General features: G+C 38.4%; 14 protein-coding genes. All 14 read left to right on the forward strand.

Going from position 1 to position 15,995, the window contains the following annotated elements:
- The first annotated feature begins 27 nt into the window (after positions 1–27).
- The 14 genes from LS684_RS05630 (at position 28) to fabG (ending at position 15,911) form a co-directional block, all read left to right on the forward strand.
- Positions 28–2,010: a S9 family peptidase gene (locus LS684_RS05630; protein WP_233810636.1), complete on the forward strand. Its 1,983-nt coding sequence runs from the start codon at positions 28–30 to the stop codon at positions 2,008–2,010.
- 246 nt (positions 2,011–2,256) lie between these two features.
- Positions 2,257–3,195 (forward strand): LCP family protein, encoded by a 939-nt coding sequence (locus LS684_RS05635; protein ID WP_233810637.1) that lies wholly within the window; start codon positions 2,257–2,259, stop codon positions 3,193–3,195.
- 162 nt (positions 3,196–3,357) lie between these two features.
- Positions 3,358–3,978: a TVP38/TMEM64 family protein gene (locus LS684_RS05640; protein ID WP_233810638.1), complete on the forward strand. Its 621-nt coding sequence runs from the start codon at positions 3,358–3,360 to the stop codon at positions 3,976–3,978.
- A gap of 27 nt (positions 3,979–4,005) precedes the next feature.
- Positions 4,006–4,560, forward strand: a complete 555-nt coding sequence (lepB, locus tag LS684_RS05645) for a signal peptidase I (protein WP_233810639.1) — start codon at positions 4,006–4,008, stop codon at positions 4,558–4,560.
- Positions 4,561–4,642: 82 nt separating this feature from the next.
- Positions 4,643–7,897: an AfsR/SARP family transcriptional regulator gene (locus LS684_RS05650; RefSeq protein ID WP_233810640.1), complete on the forward strand. Its 3,255-nt coding sequence runs from the start codon at positions 4,643–4,645 to the stop codon at positions 7,895–7,897.
- Positions 7,898–8,373: 476 nt separating this feature from the next.
- A complete protein-coding gene (locus LS684_RS05655) occupies positions 8,374–9,603 on the forward strand; it encodes a substrate-binding domain-containing protein (protein ID WP_233810641.1) in 1,230 nt (409 codons plus the stop codon).
- Between the two features lie 77 nt (positions 9,604–9,680).
- Positions 9,681–10,454: an ABC transporter ATP-binding protein gene (locus LS684_RS05660; protein WP_233810642.1), complete on the forward strand. Its 774-nt coding sequence runs from the start codon at positions 9,681–9,683 to the stop codon at positions 10,452–10,454.
- Complete coding sequence (locus LS684_RS05665) at positions 10,429–11,139, forward strand: ABC transporter ATP-binding protein (RefSeq protein ID WP_233810643.1); 711 nt, start codon at positions 10,429–10,431, stop codon at positions 11,137–11,139. Before LS684_RS05660 ends, LS684_RS05665 begins: the two co-directional genes overlap by 26 nt.
- A gap of 18 nt (positions 11,140–11,157) precedes the next feature.
- Positions 11,158–12,018, forward strand: a complete 861-nt coding sequence (locus LS684_RS05670; RefSeq protein WP_233810644.1) for a branched-chain amino acid ABC transporter permease — start codon at positions 11,158–11,160, stop codon at positions 12,016–12,018.
- 6 nt (positions 12,019–12,024) lie between these two features.
- On the forward strand, positions 12,025–13,023 hold the full coding sequence (locus LS684_RS05675; protein WP_233810645.1) for a branched-chain amino acid ABC transporter permease: 999 nt from the start codon (positions 12,025–12,027) through the stop codon (positions 13,021–13,023).
- A gap of 9 nt (positions 13,024–13,032) precedes the next feature.
- Positions 13,033–13,227 carry a hypothetical protein gene (locus LS684_RS05680; protein WP_233810646.1) on the forward strand — a complete coding sequence of 65 codons (195 nt, stop codon included), beginning with the start codon at positions 13,033–13,035 and terminating at the stop codon, positions 13,225–13,227.
- Entirely contained in the window at positions 13,217–14,263 is a 1,047-nt protein-coding gene (locus tag LS684_RS05685) for a 3-oxoacyl-ACP synthase (protein WP_432418797.1), read from the forward strand. Before LS684_RS05680 ends, LS684_RS05685 begins: the two co-directional genes overlap by 11 nt.
- Positions 14,250–15,152 carry an intracellular short-chain-length polyhydroxyalkanoate depolymerase gene (gene phaZ / locus LS684_RS05690; protein WP_233810648.1) on the forward strand — a complete coding sequence of 301 codons (903 nt, stop codon included), beginning with the start codon at positions 14,250–14,252 and terminating at the stop codon, positions 15,150–15,152. Before LS684_RS05685 ends, phaZ begins: the two co-directional genes overlap by 14 nt.
- Positions 15,153–15,170: 18 nt before the next feature.
- The gene (fabG, locus tag LS684_RS05695) at positions 15,171–15,911 is read left to right on the forward strand and encodes a 3-oxoacyl-ACP reductase FabG (RefSeq protein WP_233810649.1); all 741 of its coding nucleotides are present in this window, start codon (positions 15,171–15,173) and stop codon (positions 15,909–15,911) included.
- Positions 15,912–15,995: the final 84 nt, after the last annotated feature.

The following is a 15,995-nucleotide window of genomic DNA, read 5'->3' on the forward strand; positions in this document are numbered from 1 at the left end:
CGTTAGTAGCCGTTTGGAAAGGTGAGGATGAAATTGAGAACGTTAAATGCGGAGGATTTATTTGAAATGAAATCTGTGGCAGACCCACAGCTTGCAACGAATGGGAAAGAATTAGTGTATGTGGAAACTTCAATCGACAAAGAGTTGAATGAATATTATTCTAACCTTTTTTACATACAAGTAGATGAGAAGAGTGAGCCAGTGCAGTGGACTTATGGGAAGCACAAAAATATCACTCCACGTTGGTCAAATGATGGAAAGAGACTTGCATTTGTGTCGAATCGAAATGAAAAGAATCAAATTTATATAATGAATAAAAGCGGTGGAGAAGCAAGACAAATCACTTTTTGCTTAAATGGAGCATCGAATCCACTTTGGTCCCCAGATGGTAAAAAGATTGCTTTTCAAACATCATTAAAGGAAAACGAGTCAGTGCTGGAACAAACGGAACGAAAAGAAAAGATGATTGCCCCGTTAGAAGTTGATCAAATGAAATATAAGTCCGATGCTCAGGGCTTTTGGGACGGAAGTTATCATCATATTGGAATTGTAGATGTAGAAACAGGTGAAATACTGCAGCTAACAGAGGGAAAAGCGGATTACTATCTGCAGTGCTGGTCACCAAATGGAATGCAAGTTGCATTAACGGCAGATTTAAATGACGATCAGGATTTGTCTTTTTCAAATAGCGTTTACCTTATGCATATCGAGTCAAAGGAGCTAATTGAGGTGACAAATCATACAGGCTACTTTGGAAATGTGACTTGGTCCCCAAATGGAAAATATGTAGGAATGCTAGGGCACGAACGAGAATATGAAAATGCAACGCTAACCAAACTATGGGTTTATCACACAGAAGAACATACATTAACTTGCTTGACTCCAAATTGGGAAGTAAATGCAGGTGACTTTGCTATTGGTGATTTTCAGCAAGGGACAATAGCTCCTGGTTTGTTGTGGTCTGATGATGATTATGAAAGCTTCTATTTCTTAGCTACCGATCATGGCAATACCGTTGTCTACTACGGTACGGTTGCAGGCGAAATTTATCCAGCATTATTAGATCAACAGCATGTGTATGGTTTAACAACTGGAGGTCGTAATGACCGAGCGGTTGTAGCTATAAGTAAGCCAAATCTTCCAGGAGACTTATTTTTATTGGAGGTTACAACGGGCGAAGTAACACAGTTGACAAATTGTAACAACGATTTCTTAGAAGAAGTTCCCCTTGCAGAAGTACAGCCGTTCACCTTTAAAGCAAGTGATGGACTTGATGTTCATGGGTGGATGATGAAACCTACAATGTACAAAGAAGGAGAAAAATATCCCATGATTCTTGAGATTCATGGTGGTCCCCATATGATGTATGCAAATACTTATTTCCATGAGTTTCAGCTATTAGCAGCAAGAGGCTATGCGGTCGTATTTACGAATCCAAGAGGAAGTCATGGCTATGGTCAGCACTTTGTAGATGCAGTCCGAGGAGATTATGGCGGGAAGGATTATGACGATTTGATGGAAGCAGTAGACTTTGTGCTGCAAGAGTATCCTTTCATTGATGAGAATCGATTAGGTGTAACTGGTGGAAGCTATGGAGGATTTATGACGAACTGGATCATTGGGCATACAGATCGTTTTAAAGCAGCAGTTACGCAACGCTCTATCTCGAATTGGATTAGTTTCTATGGTGTAAGTGATATTGGTTATTATTTTACAGATTGGCAAATCCAAGCAGACCTTACAAATATCGAAAAGCTATGGAAGCACTCTCCATTAGCTTATGTTAAGGATATGAATACCCCTTTATTAATACTGCACAGTGAGAAGGATTACCGCTGTCCAGTAGAACAAGCGGAGCAATTATATATTGCCTTAAAGCACCAGAAGAAGCAAACGAAATTCGTTCGATTCCCTGAGTCGAACCACGAGCTATCGAGGAGTGGAAAACCAAACTTCCGAATTGATCGATTAAAATATATAGAAAATTGGTTCGAATCCTATTTAAAGTAAACAAAATCTTCGCTCGCAAAGAAAAAAATCTTTGCGAGTTTTTTTATCCTATCAAAAGGAATGAAGTTGTATTTTCTAGAAAATAGTAAATATATCGATTTTCTGCTACTCTTAATTTATAGTAAAAAATACTAGAAAAAATAGAGAAACTTTTTAGAAGGAGCAATAGTCATATATTATATGTGTTGTGATTTTTGCTTCGTCACGAATGCAAATAATATTGAGAATGAGAATGGATGGGTTTGAATGAGATCTGAAAAATATAAAAAGAAGAATAAAAAAAGAAAAACATGGAAAATAACTCTGTTTGTTTGTCTTTTACTAGTGGCTGGGTTATTTGTTTATTCATATCTACAATATAAACAGGGAGTATCTCAATCCTTAAAAGAAACAGAAGTTGAGCAGGTAGAGTATGAGTTTAAAGGGAAGCCAGATCAATATGGTGGAACAAATGTATTACTAATTGGGAGTGATGCTCGTGGAAAAGATAAATCTCGCTCTGATACGATTATGATTGCTCAATATCACCCGGAAAAAGGAACATATAAGATGATATCGATCATGCGAGATACGTATGTAGATATTCCAGGGCATGGAATGGATAAAATCAATGTTGCCTTTGCTTTAGGAGGTCCCGATTTACTTAGACAAACCATTAAAGATAATTTCGATGTGGATATTCAGTATTATTCTGTTGTAGATTTTAAAGGATTTGTTCAATTGATTGATGAGGCATTTCCAGATGGAGTTGAAATTGATGTAGAAAAGGAAATGTCGGCAAACATTGGAGTCACTCTTCAACCAGGTATGCAACGCTTAGATGGAGAACATCTATTAGGGTATGTTCGATTTCGAATGGATGCAGTTGGAGACTTTGGCCGCGTACAAAGGCAGCAGCAGGTTATGAAGAAGCTAGCAAGTGATCTTAGCAGTATTCAAACATTACCGAAATTACCGAAGCTTGTTGGGGTAGTTCAGCCATTTATAAATACAAATCTTCAAACAACCGATATGTTATTCATTGGGAAGGACTTCATCACTGGCGGAAATCGTGATATTGATACTTTAAGAATTCCAGTAGATGGTGCTTATTGGGATGAGAGGATAGGTGGTGGAGTGGGACTTGTTCTTGCCATTGATCTCGAACAAAACAAACAGGCAATACACGACTTTCTCGCAAAATAGATTTCTACAGAAGAGTATGAAATGGACCATGTTAAAGGAAAAATAAGCTATGAAGCAGAATGAATGCTGGATCGATAATGTAGGATAGCTTAATCATATAAGTAGAGTACACCGGCAGGGTCGCATGAAACAGCTCACGTGCTTTCAATAAGGAGACTTTCAATGGACTTAGAGACATTAAAAGAATGGTTTACAATGGAAAATATCATGGAGTTAATTGAGCACTATCGCTCGTTCGGACCGATTCCAGGCATTTTACTTCCGATGGTAGAGGCTTTTCTGCCATTTCTACCTTTGTTCCTTTTTGTAATGGCAAATGCCAATGCATTTGGACTTTGGTTTGGATTTTTATTTTCTTGGATTGGTGCTTGTTTAGGAGCGCTCCTTGTATTTTCTCTCGTCCGAAAATATGGACAAAAAAGGATTCTAAACTTTTTAAAACGGCATAAGAAGGTCGAGAAGCTTATGTCTTGGGTAGAGGATCATGGATTTGGCCCACTGTTTCTATTACTTTGTTTCCCGTTCACACCTTCAGCAGTTGTGAACATTGTCGCAGGCTTATCTAAGATCAGTATTGCTCAATATATGCTGGCTGTCTTAACTGGAAAGATGGTGATGATCTTTACGATAAGTTTTGTTGGGTATGATATTAAATCGTTGATTACTCAACCGGTTCGAACAGCAATAGTTGCGGTTGTTATCCTTATTTTATGGCTAGTAGGAAAGCGGATTGAAGGTAGAATGAATAATCATGTATCAAAGGAAAAGCAAGGTGGTTATTAAGATCGTGACTCTAGGAGGGCGTCAAGTTTGAAGGAAACGGTGAAAAATGAAGGAATCGAATGGTTAAAAGCGTTAGGAATTGGGTTAATTATCTTTGTCTTCATTCGCACGTTTTTTTTCTCAAATTATGAAGTCGATGGGGAATCAATGAAACCTACACTACAAGACGGAAATATGCTTGTAGTAAATAAAATTGGCTATCAAATTGGGAAATTAAATCGTTTTGATGTCATTGTATTCCATGCCAATGAAGAAGATGATTATGTAAAAAGAATCATCGGCCTACCTGGGGATCAAATCGAATACCGTGATGATGAATTGTATATTAATGGTCAGAAAATGGAAGAGAAATATCTAGAGAAATATCGCAATCATCACCTAGGGAATCGGTTAACAGGTGATTTCACTTTAATTGAATTAACAGGTGAAGAAGTAGTTCCTGAAGGAAAGATATTCGTACTTGGTGATAATCGTCTTCGAAGCTGGGATAGTCGCCACTTTGGTTTTATCTCTGTTGACAAAGTCGTAGGAAAAGTGAATTTACGATATTGGCCCCTGAATGATATGGATGTCACATTTTAAAGAACTCGAGTAGATTCGAGTTCTTTTTTATATGGAATATGGTAAAATAATTTAAAAATTCAAAAAAGAAAGGGGGTATTCAATGAATTCGAAAATGCACATCCTCCATACGAAATTAATTGTTCCTCGTGTGAAGGATGATTGGATAAGACGTGTTAGGTTAGCAAAAAAAATGAAAGCGATTTCTCGATATCCTCTAACGCTCATCCATTCAGGTGCTGGATACGGAAAGAGTACGGCGCTTGCTTTATATGTTACCGATTCAAAATGTGATTGTTGTTGGTACTCTATCTCCTCATCTGATGATGACGTGTTTCCTTTTTTAACCTACTTGGTTTATTCAATCCGAACTAAAGTTCCAAGCTTTGGAGTTGAACTAATTCATTATATGAATCAAATGGACCGCTATATAAGGGATGAAGAACTAAACTCACTTTGTTCCCTCTTCGTAAATGAAATTCATTCCCTCCCAAATGAGATGATATTAATCATTGATGATTTTCATCAAGTGGAACAATCGTTTACGGTCAACCGATTGGTAGAATTGTTACTTGAACATATTCCAACGAATTTACATCTCGTAATTTCAAGTAGAAGCAGACCGTCGTGGAAATGTTTGACAAAAATGAAGGTGAGTCGTGATTTGTTGGAGCTCACGAAAAGTGATTTTATGCTCAAAAAGGATGAAATTGAATTACTGTTAAATGAGTCTTATCAGATCACGCTTCCTCCAGATAAAGTAGAAGAAATATACCACTTAACTGAAGGGTGGGTAATTGCACTAGGAATGATTGCCCAACAGGCAACAGACGCTGTACGCTTTTCAAGTAGTGAATGGTTCAAGCCATCGAACTCTTTAGAAGACTTATTTCAATACTTGGCGTTGGAAGTATTTGCTAATCAACCTCCTTTTATCCAGCAATTCCTTGAACAAACCTCCATATTTGAAGAAATAAGTGAAGAAAATTGTGATGAAATACTGGGGATTAAGGGTTCTAAAATCATGATAGAGCAATTGTTGGATAAAAATCTATTTATCCAACAAATAGGAGAACAGCAATATAAGTACCATGCTCTATTTAAGGAATTTTTAGAAAAACAGCTTCAAATTCATCAGCCGCAAAATTTTCAGCGGTTACACGAAAGAAGTGCACGCTATTTCGAAAGAACAGGTCTATGGGAAGAAGCAATCGGTCACTATGAGAAAATTCGTTATTATGAAGGGATGGCTTCCTTGCTTAGTAAGTATGGAGATGAAATGCTTGATAACGGGAAGCTAGAGGGATTAAAGGATCGGTTGGATACAATTCCTTCCACATATAAAAACACATTTACCCAGCTTTGGTTTTTAGAAGGGGAAGTTTATCGTTTTCGGTCTCAATACAAACAAGCGGAGGATTGTTATGACCACGCACTTCTATTAGGTGAAAACAGTAGCGATTTAGATTCTAAAAGAAGGGCATTAGTGGGTAAAGCGAAAATCTACCTAGATACAATTCAGCCATATCAGGCAGAGCGTTTATTATATCAAGCTATTGAATTGAATGAGCAAAATCAAATCAGCTCAGAAGAAGAAATAGCAAAGCTATATAAATTATTGGCGGAAAATTTCATAAATTCAGGTCAAGCATTAAAAGCGGAGCGATGGATTGCTAGAGCGAAACAGCATCGTGTTCCTTTAGAGGATGGAAATCTTGAAGCTAGGTTATTGCTACGAACGGGAAGATTGATACAGGCCAAAGCTGCTTTAAGAGGCTCAAAAAATGCAACTGGTTATGTAAATGATCATCAGCCCTTACCTCAATCACATCGTGAAACAGATCTACTACTCTCTCTTTTAGAAGCATTTACCGGTAATGGGAAAGAAGCGAAGTACCTGGCTCAGGAAGGAATTCAATATGGGATGAGAATTCAATCTCCATTTGTTGAAGCGTGTGGCTGGATTCGGATGGGGCATGCCGTACAATTAATAGACCAATATGAATCATCAATGGCGATAAAATGCTATGAAACGTCACTTGAGATGATGGACCGTCTACATGTGGATCGAGGGAAAGCTGAGCCGCTGATGGGACTTTGCATCTTGTATGGAAGAACTGGAGATTATGAAAGAGCAATTGAAATTGGAAGACAGGCATTGCTTGAGACTGATAGAGTAAAAGACCTCTGGTTATCCTCCTTAATCTCATTAGCAATGAGTTTAGCTTTTGTATATCAAAATCATTTTTTAAATGCTATCAATGAGCTTAAGAAGACCCTTTTAAAATTTGAGCAGTGTGGGGATGAGTACGGGAAAATGCTTGTCTATTTCTGGGTGGCATATATTTCCTATAAACAAGGGGATTTGGCGGGTTTTACTAAATCTATAGACGCGTTTATTAAACGGGTTCAAGTAGGAGAATATGAATTCTTCTTTAAAAAAAGAACGACTTTTGGACCACAAGACTTACAAATGGTAATCCCTTTATTGCTTGAAGCACAAAAACAAGAAATAGCGGCTCACTATGTAACAAAAATTCTACAAGAAATGAGTGTAGGAAACCTTGATTCACATCCAGGCTATACATTAAGAATCCAAGTACTTGGGAAATTTAAAGCCTGGTTAGGTGATCAAGAGGTGGAAGAACGTGGATGGCAAAGAGAAAAAGCAAAAGAACTTCTTCAGCTATTCGTTTCTAATCGTCAATTGCTCTTAACAAAAGATGAAATTTTTTCTCAACTGTGGCCGGACCAAGCGGAAAAAAGTGCTGCTAGAGATTTTAAAGTCGCATTAAATGCCTTAAACAACGTATTAGAACCGAACCGTAAGGCAAGAGCACACCCATTTTTTATTGTGAGGGAAGGTACATCTTACGGTTTGAATACGAAAGCTGCAATAGAGATTGATTCGGTTCTATTTGAAAATTACATTCAAACAGGCTTGGAAGAAAAAGATAAGGAAAAATCCATTCCTTACCTAGAGAAAGGTCTGAACCTATACAAAGGAGATTATTTGATCGAGAGGCGCTACAATGACTGGTGCATCAATGAGCGAGAAAAACTCCTAGTTTTGTTTTTAAGAGGAGCGGAAAAGCTAGCGCAGCTTTCGGTTCGAAGTGAAGAATATGACCAAGCAATTGCTTGGTGTGAAAGAATCTTAAAGAAGGACCGAACCTGGGAGGAGGCTTATCGACTATTAATGTATTGCTATTATCGGAAAAACAATCGTCCTTACGCCTTAAGATGGTATGAAAAATGCTGTGAAACACTTGAAAACGAATTAGGTGTTCCTCCACTTGAACCAACCCAACATATGTATGACATGATCGTAGAATCTGAGAAGTTTATGCAATATTAAATGCCAAAGAATGCTTTTAGAATAAGACTGAAGACGACTTTTTTGAAGTTGCCTTCAGTCTTTTTTATTTTTAGAAATATGATTGTCAAAACAGTGTGGTGATTTTTACTCCAAAATTAAAATCCAAAGGAATCGTTCTCGAGGTCTTTTATTGGCTCTCTAAAACAGGTATGGAGGTATAACTCTATACCTGTTTCTTATATATATCTAATATAGGGGACAAGCTTAAGTGGCCATCTTATTCTCTCATCGGTTCATTTTGGTGCGGAATAGTACTTTTTAACCCTGTAACTCGTTTGTAACTAGCTTTTCTTATGATGTATTCAAAGCTTGTGAGCTTTTAGAAAGGCTATTCTCTTAATATAGTTGCTTTTAAGCACCTTTGGTAATGGATCAAAAGAAGTCGTTAAGAAAAACTTGAAAACAATAAAGTTGGAGAACAGCCTTTGGCAAAAAACAAATAAGGGGGAAATGGAATGAGCAAGATTATTCGCCGTTTGGGGTTTATTTGGTTACTTTCGATAGTTATGGTCATCTCTAGTGCATGTAGTTCTGAGAAAACAGACAGTAGCGATGGAGAAAGTACGGGAGAAAAGAATAGTGAACCAATAAAAATCGGAGTATTGGCTTCACAAACAGGTGGGCTGGAGGCATACGGTGAGCAGACGCTTAGAGGCTTTGAACTCGGTCTTGATTATGCCACGAATGGCACCATGGAAGTTGAAGGACGTAAAATTGAATTTATCGTTGAAGATACAGAAACAAAGCCAGAGGTTGCTGTCCAAAAGGCGACCAAATTATTAGAGGAAGACCAAGTTGATTTCCTTGTAGGTTCTTCAAGTTCTGGTGATACACTGGCTGTCCTTCCCCTAGCAGAAGAATACGAAAAAGTAATGGTCGTTGAGCCTGCTGTAGCTGATAGTATTACAGGGTCAGAGTTTAATAAATACATTTTCCGGACAGCAAGAAACTCTTCGCAAGATGCAGTTGCAGGAGCAGCTGCCATAGCTGATAAAGGAGTGAAAATCGCAACGTTTGCACCTGACTATTCATTTGGTCGTGATGGGGTAGCGGCGTTTAAAGAAGCGGCAATCAAGCTTGGCGCTGAAATTGTTCATGAAGAATACGCGGATCCAGCTGCAACAGACTTTACATCCAATATTCAAAAAGTAATCGATTCAGAACCAGATTATTTATTTGTTATTTGGGCAGGAGCGAATTCCCCTTGGAATCAAATTGCCGATATGAAGGTTCAAGAGAAAGGAATCAAAATCTCTACAGGAGCACCTGATATTGCTGCATTAGCGACAATGGAGCCACTGGTTGGAATGGAAGGGTTTACCGTTTATTATCATGATCTACCAAGTAATGATGTGAATGACTGGTTAGTAGAAGAGCACAAAAAGCGTTTTGATGGCGATGTACCAGACCTATTCACACCAGGGGGAATGAGTGCGGCTATTGCAATTGTAGAAGCGATAAAGAAGACAGCTGGGGATACTAATGCAGATACATTAATTGAAGCGATGGAAGGGATGAGCTTTGAATCACCGAAAGGGAAAATGACTTTCCGCCCAGAAGACCATCAAGCACTCCAAACCTTATATGCCATTAAACTTGAGAAGAAGGAAGGTTTATCTTACCCAGTACCAGTTCTAGTAAGAGAGCTATCTCCTGAAGAAACAGCACCTCCAGTGCGAAATTAAAGGTTTCATAATTTTAAAGTGAACTTCGGTGATGATTAACCGAAGTTCATTCTATTAGAGTGTAGGTGGTGAAGAGAATGAGTTCTATTATAGAAACGAAAGATTTAACGGTTTCTTTTGGCGGACACAGGGCAGTTGATGCTGTATCAATTTCTGTCAAAAAAAACCAATTCAAATCCATTATCGGTCCCAATGGTGCTGGTAAAACGACGTTTTTCAACCTACTAAGCGGCCAGTTAGCTCCGACAAAGGGAAGCATCTATTTCAAAGGAACGGACATAACGAAGGCGAGTACAACTGAAAGAACTAGGCGGGGGATTGGACGATCATTTCAAATCACCAATGTTTTCCCCAATTTAACAGTACTTGAGAATGTTCGATTAGCTGTCCAATCACAGGCAGGTGTAAGATTTCAAATGCTTGCCCATTTTAAGAGCCTCAAGGGATTTGAGGATAAAGCAATGGAATGGTTAAAGCTTGTATTTTTGGATAAAAAGTGGGATACCTTAGCGAAAAATTTAGCCCATGGTGAAAAGCGAAAACTAGAAATTGCCATGCTATTAGCTTTGAACACCGAGGTGCTTTTACTTGATGAACCGACAGCGGGAATGTCCCTAGAGGAAGTACCTGCTATTTTGGAAGTGATCCGCAAGATTAAAGAGCAAGGTGATCGGACGATCATTCTCATTGAACACAAAATGGATATGATCTTAGATTTGTCTGATTCAGTAATGGTTTTATTTAATGGTCGACTGTTGGCGGATGGAACACCAGAGGAGATTATGAAAAACGAAACCGTTCAATCTGCTTATTTAGGAGGTTTATATGACGAACGCCCTATTGAAGCTTAATGATGTTGAGACTTATATTGGACAGTTTCATATTTTACAAGGAGTTTCCTTTGAAGCTAAAAAAGGAGAGGTAACAGTTCTACTTGGGAGAAATGGAGCTGGAAAAACGACAACCTTACGAACGATTATGGGGTTAAACCCTGCTTTTAAAGGAAGCGTTACATTTAAAGGGGAAGACATTCAAAGCTGTCCGACTTATTCCATTGCCCAAAAGGGTATTGGTTATGTTCCTGAAGACCAAGGCATATTCGCTGAACTTACAGTGGAAGAAAATATAAAAGTTGCTATTACAAAAGAAACAGACGATACGAGAGAAAAGCTATCCTATATTTTAGAGCTGTTTCCAGATTTGAAAAAGTTTTGGAGGAAGCAGGGAGGACTATTAAGTGGTGGGCAAAAGCAAATGCTTTCCATTGCCAGAGCTTATATGAATAATAATGAACTATTACTTATTGATGAACCGAGCAAAGGGCTTGCTCCGATAGTTGTTGAAAAAGTGATGGAATCGATTATACAAATGAAGGATACTACAACGATTGTGTTAGTTGAGCAGAATTTCATGATGGCAAGTACAATTGGGGACCGTTTCTATATTATTGATGATGGAAAAACAGCCACTAGTGGAGAAATGAAACAATTAAAAGAAGATAAAGAAATGAGAAGGAAATATTTAGGGATTGCTTAAGGGAAGGAGGAAGTTGGCTTGGAGTTACTGATTAACCTGACCGTTAATGGGCTGGCAACAGGAATGTTAATCTTCTTGCTTGCAGCAGGATTAACATTAATATTTGGTCTAATGGATGTTCTTAATTTTGCTCATGGTGGTTTGTTTGCATGGGGAGCTTATAGTGGTACTTGGATTTATATGACAACTGGTAGCTTTACTGTTGGAATAATTGGTGCGTTATTAACGGGTGCGATCCTTGGGATTGTAACTGAAAAATGGATTATTAAGCCGGTATATGGCAATCATGTGCAGCAAATCTTAATTACTCTTGGCTTAATGCTTGTCCTGTCCGAGTTATTAAAGGTCGTTTGGGGACCAGATCAAATTTCAGCTGTTCCACCAGATTACTTAAAGGGAAGCTGGGAGCTTGGGGGAGTCATCATTATAAAATATCGTGCTTTTATCATTCTAGTAGGCTTCCTTGTATTTTTGGTCGTTCAATATGTTTTAAGAAATACGAAAGTTGGTTTAATTGTTAGAGCAGGAGTAATGAATAAAGAAATGGTCCAATCACTTGGCATTAATATTCAAAAAGTATTCATGCTTGTGTTTATGGTGGGTGCTGCAATGGCTGCTCTAGGCGGAGTATTACTTGGGCCATACTCTGGCGTTATTTATGCAGAAATGGGCATGGAGTTTGCCATCTTAGCATTTATTGTCGTTGTCATTGGAGGAATGGGTAGCTTCCCAGGGTCATTACTTGCCGCTATTCTAGTAGGGTTATCGGGTTCATTTATGGCATATTACGTACCAAATCTAGCTCTCGCTGTTAACATGCTTCTAATGGCAGTGGTTTTAATTTTTAGACCACAGGGCTTATTTGGACTAAAGGGGTGAGAACAGATGAATGTGGTAAGGAATAATAGACGAACCTCCATATATCTTTTAGTTGCAGGGTTTTTAATCTTATTGCCATTTATCTATGATTCGCGTACCATGCTTATTCTTTTTACACAGATATTTATATTTGCCATCTTCGCGATGAGTTATGATATTTTGTTAGGTTACACAGGAATTGTATCGTTTGGTCATGCAATGTTTTTTGGAATTGGAGCTTATACTGTTGGGGTTTTTATGAAACAGCTTGATGCGACGGCAACCAACTTCATTCTAGCCATATTACTAACTTTATTGTTAACAGCTGTATTGAGCTGTTTTGTTGGATTACTCACATTGCGATTGAAAAGTCATTTCTATGCCATGTTAACAATGGCATTTGCAGGATTATTCTTAGTGCTAGCAGAAAAGTGGAGAACAATAACATATGGAAATGATGGGTTTACCTTTAGAGTCCCAGAATTTCTAAAAGACCGAACAGATTTCTATTTCATTTGTTTAGGGACGATGATTGTCGTGTTTGTCTTGCTTACTCGTTTTACAAACTCACCACTTGGGAGAGTACTTCAAGCCATTCGCGAAAATGAGCAACGAACAGAATCGCTAGGCTTCAGCATTATTCATTATAAAATTATTGCGAGTGTTGTTTCGGGAATGATGGCAGGTATCGCTGGAATTCTCTATGCCATCTCATTGCGTTTTGTAAATACGAGTGTGTTTACAATGGATATTACATTAGATGCCTTGTTAATGACGATTATTGGCGGTGTTGGAACATTGGTTGGTGCAATTGTTGGCGCAGGTATTATCGAATTTGCTCATCACTGGCTTACGGAACTTGCAAAAGTACATTGGATTTTTGAGCGTTGGATCATATTTTTTGGGATTATCTATATTTTAGTAGTCATGTTTTTTCCTTCGGGGCTGGTTGGAACACTTCGATCAATTCGCTTTGGCAGAAGAGGAAAAAAGGAAGCGAAAGCAGAGCATAAAGCGGCTAGTTAGGGGGAAGGGATGGAATCAAATCACGTAGCATCTTTTGTCGTGCGATTTCACTTAGCGAATAAGGAAGAGAGTACGGGAAAAAAGTATTGGCGAATTAAGGTAACACACGTTCAGGAGGAACTAGAAACGATGTTTGAGACAATTGAAGAGGTGCTGATTTTTATGAAAGAGGCGATGGAGGATTACGACTTAAATGAGTTATAAAGGAGGAGGTAAATTGGAAATTGGGATTGTCAGCACTGGTACGTATATACCTGAAACATTTATAACAGGAGAAGAAATTGCTCATGAGGCAGGAATTCCTCCATTCATTGTGGAACAAAAGATGGGAATAAGTAGAAAACCTATCCCAGGTCCAGATGATCATACATGTGAAATGGGCATAAGGGCTGCAAGAATTGCACTGGCAAATGGCGAGATTGACCCATTAGATATTGATCTTGTCATTTATATTGGAGAGGAATACAAGGAATATCCCCTTTGGACAGCTGGGATTAAACTTCAAGAGGAAATTGGTGCTTATCACGCATGGGCATTTGATGTGGCTCTGAGGTGTGGTACGACCATGATGGCGATTAAAGTAGCGAAAAGTATGATGCTGTCAGATGAAAGAATTGATACCGTATTACTTGCTGGTGGCTATCGGAATGGGGATTTGATTGATTACAAGAATGAAAGAACGAGGTTTATGTTTAATCTTGGTGCAGGTGGAGGGGCAATAATCTTAAAAAAAGGTCACACAAAAAACCAAATCTATGAAACTGAAATTATGACAGATGGATCCTTTTCAGAGGATGTTGTAGTAGTCGCTGGGGGAACGAAACATCCAATTACAAAAGATAATCTTTCATTGAATAAATTAGATGTATTAGATCCAATTGGGATGAAGCAGCGTTTAGAAGAAAAATCAATGATAAATTTTATTCATGTAATACGTGAATCAGTCAATCGTAGTGGGTTTAGTGAAAAAGATATCCGTTATGTAGCCATGCTGCACATGAAAAGATCAGCACATGAATATGTATTAAAGGAACTAGGCTTGTCTGCAGACCAGTCCATCTATTTAAACAACTACGGCCATATTGGCCAATTCGACCAGATTCTATCGTTGCAGTTAGCTGAGCAGGCTGGGAAATTAAAGACCGGAGATGTAGTTGTACTAGTAAGTGCAGGAATCGGTTATGCCTGGGGAGCGACAACCATTAAGTGGGGAGAGGTGAATGTTGATGTCAATCACTAAAAAAGTAAACATCAATAAAGTAGTTATTTCAAATGGAGAAACTATTGCCTATCGAGAAAGAGAGGGAGGATCGAAGAATATTCTTCTGATTCATGGAAATATGACCTCATCAAAGCATTGGGATCTTATAATGGAGCAGCTCGATGAACGATATAAGCTCTATGCACTTGATTTAAGAGGTTTTGGAGAATCTTCCTATAACCGTCCAATCCAATCGATAAAAGATTTTTCTGATGATGTAAAAATGTTTGTAGATGAAATGAACTTGAGAAATTTTTCAATTATCGGGTGGTCAACAGGTGGAGCTGTGGGAATGCAATATGTTGCGGATTACCCAGGGAGTTGTGAGAAGTTGGTATTACTAGCTTCTGCTTCAACAAGAGGGTACCCTTTTTATGGAACGGGAGAGGATGGGATGCCAGATCCCGATCACCGCATTCAGTCATATAAGGAAATTACAGAAGACAAAGGAAAGACAATCGCTGTTCAAACAGCCTATGATTCTAGTAACAGAGATTTTCTACGTGCGATGTGGAATGCACTAATCTATACGAAAAAACAACCGAGTGCTGAAAAATACGAAGAGTATATTGATGATATGCTGACCCAAAGAAATTTAGCAGAAGTCTATCATGCTTTAAATACATTTAATATTAGTAACCAGTGTAATGGACTTTCAACTGGTACGAACCAAGCCAAAGATATTCATGTGCCTGTTCTAGTTTTAAGGGGAGACCGTGATCTTGTCATTTCTGAATCAATGACAAATGAAATAGTAGAAGACCTAGGAGAACGAGCTTCTTTTGTCGAATTAATCGATTGTGGACATTCACCACTTGTAGATGATGTAGAACAGCTATCGGAATTATTGTCTGAATTTTTAAATTAATATACAGGAGGACCTAAAATGAGATTAAACGATCAAGTAGCTGTAATTACAGGAGCTGCTAATGGAATAGGCTTAGCAGCAGCAGAGATATTTGCCAGGGAAGGAGCCAAAGTTGCACTAGCAGATTACGATGAAGATACTGGAAAAATGAGAGCAATTGAACTGCAAGAAAAAGGATATGAGGTGGCTTTTTTTCAAGTGAATGTTGCTGATCGGAAAAGTGTTGACGAGATGATTAACGGGGTGAAGGAGTATTTTGGGAAAATTAATATACTCGTCAACAATGCGGGAATTACGCGAGATGCGATGCTACACAAATTATCCCATGAGGATTTTCAAAAGGTGCTAGACGTTAACTTAACAGGTGTATTCCATTGCACCCAAGCGGTGTTGCCCGTACTTATGGAACAAGGAAAAGGAAAAATCATAAACACTTCATCCGTCTCAGGAGTATATGGGAATATAGGGCAAACCAATTATGCGGCGACGAAAGCTGGAGTTGTAGGCATGACAAAGACTTGGGCAAAGGAACTAGGACGAAAAGGAATCAATGTAAATGCTATAGCGCCAGGGTTTATTGCTACAGGAATGACAGCTAAGGTACCTGAGAAGGTAATCGAGCAAATGAAAATGATGGTTCCGTTAGGTAGACTAGGAAATCCAGATGATATTGCGAACGCTTATCTTTTCCTCGCATCTTCTGAAGCCGATTATATAAATGGCACAGTCATTCATGTGGATGGTGGAATCATGATGTAAACAAATAAGAAGGGCCCAATAGAAGGTCCTTCTTATTTGTTGTGCTTATCAATTTATGTAACTAACTTGTAACTCTCCTTTTCT

The sequence above is a fragment of the Cytobacillus spongiae genome (assembly GCF_021390075.1).

Bases quoted from the DNA above. Each gene is read 5' to 3' on its own strand.
- LS684_RS05685 (WP_432418797.1), top strand. From the start codon at position 13,217: ATGAGTTATAAAGGAGGAGGTAAATTGGAAATTGGGATTGTCAGCACT.
- LS684_RS05655 (WP_233810641.1), top strand. From the start codon at position 8,374: ATGAGCAAGATTATTCGCCGTTTGGGGTTTATTTGGTTACTTTCGATA.
- LS684_RS05635 (WP_233810637.1), top strand. From the start codon at position 2,257: ATGAGATCTGAAAAATATAAAAAGAAGAATAAAAAAAGAAAAACATGG.
- phaZ (WP_233810648.1), top strand. From the start codon at position 14,250: ATGTCAATCACTAAAAAAGTAAACATCAATAAAGTAGTTATTTCAAAT.
- LS684_RS05660 (WP_233810642.1), top strand. From the start codon at position 9,681: ATGAGTTCTATTATAGAAACGAAAGATTTAACGGTTTCTTTTGGCGGA.
- LS684_RS05680 (WP_233810646.1), top strand. From the start codon at position 13,033: ATGGAATCAAATCACGTAGCATCTTTTGTCGTGCGATTTCACTTAGCG.
- LS684_RS05675 (WP_233810645.1), top strand. From the start codon at position 12,025: ATGAATGTGGTAAGGAATAATAGACGAACCTCCATATATCTTTTAGTT.
- LS684_RS05640 (WP_233810638.1), top strand. From the start codon at position 3,358: ATGGACTTAGAGACATTAAAAGAATGGTTTACAATGGAAAATATCATG.
- LS684_RS05665 (WP_233810643.1), top strand. From the start codon at position 10,429: ATGACGAACGCCCTATTGAAGCTTAATGATGTTGAGACTTATATTGGA.
- fabG (WP_233810649.1), top strand. From the start codon at position 15,171: ATGAGATTAAACGATCAAGTAGCTGTAATTACAGGAGCTGCTAATGGA.
- LS684_RS05630 (WP_233810636.1), top strand. From the start codon at position 28: ATGAAATTGAGAACGTTAAATGCGGAGGATTTATTTGAAATGAAATCT.
- LS684_RS05650 (WP_233810640.1), top strand. From the start codon at position 4,643: ATGAATTCGAAAATGCACATCCTCCATACGAAATTAATTGTTCCTCGT.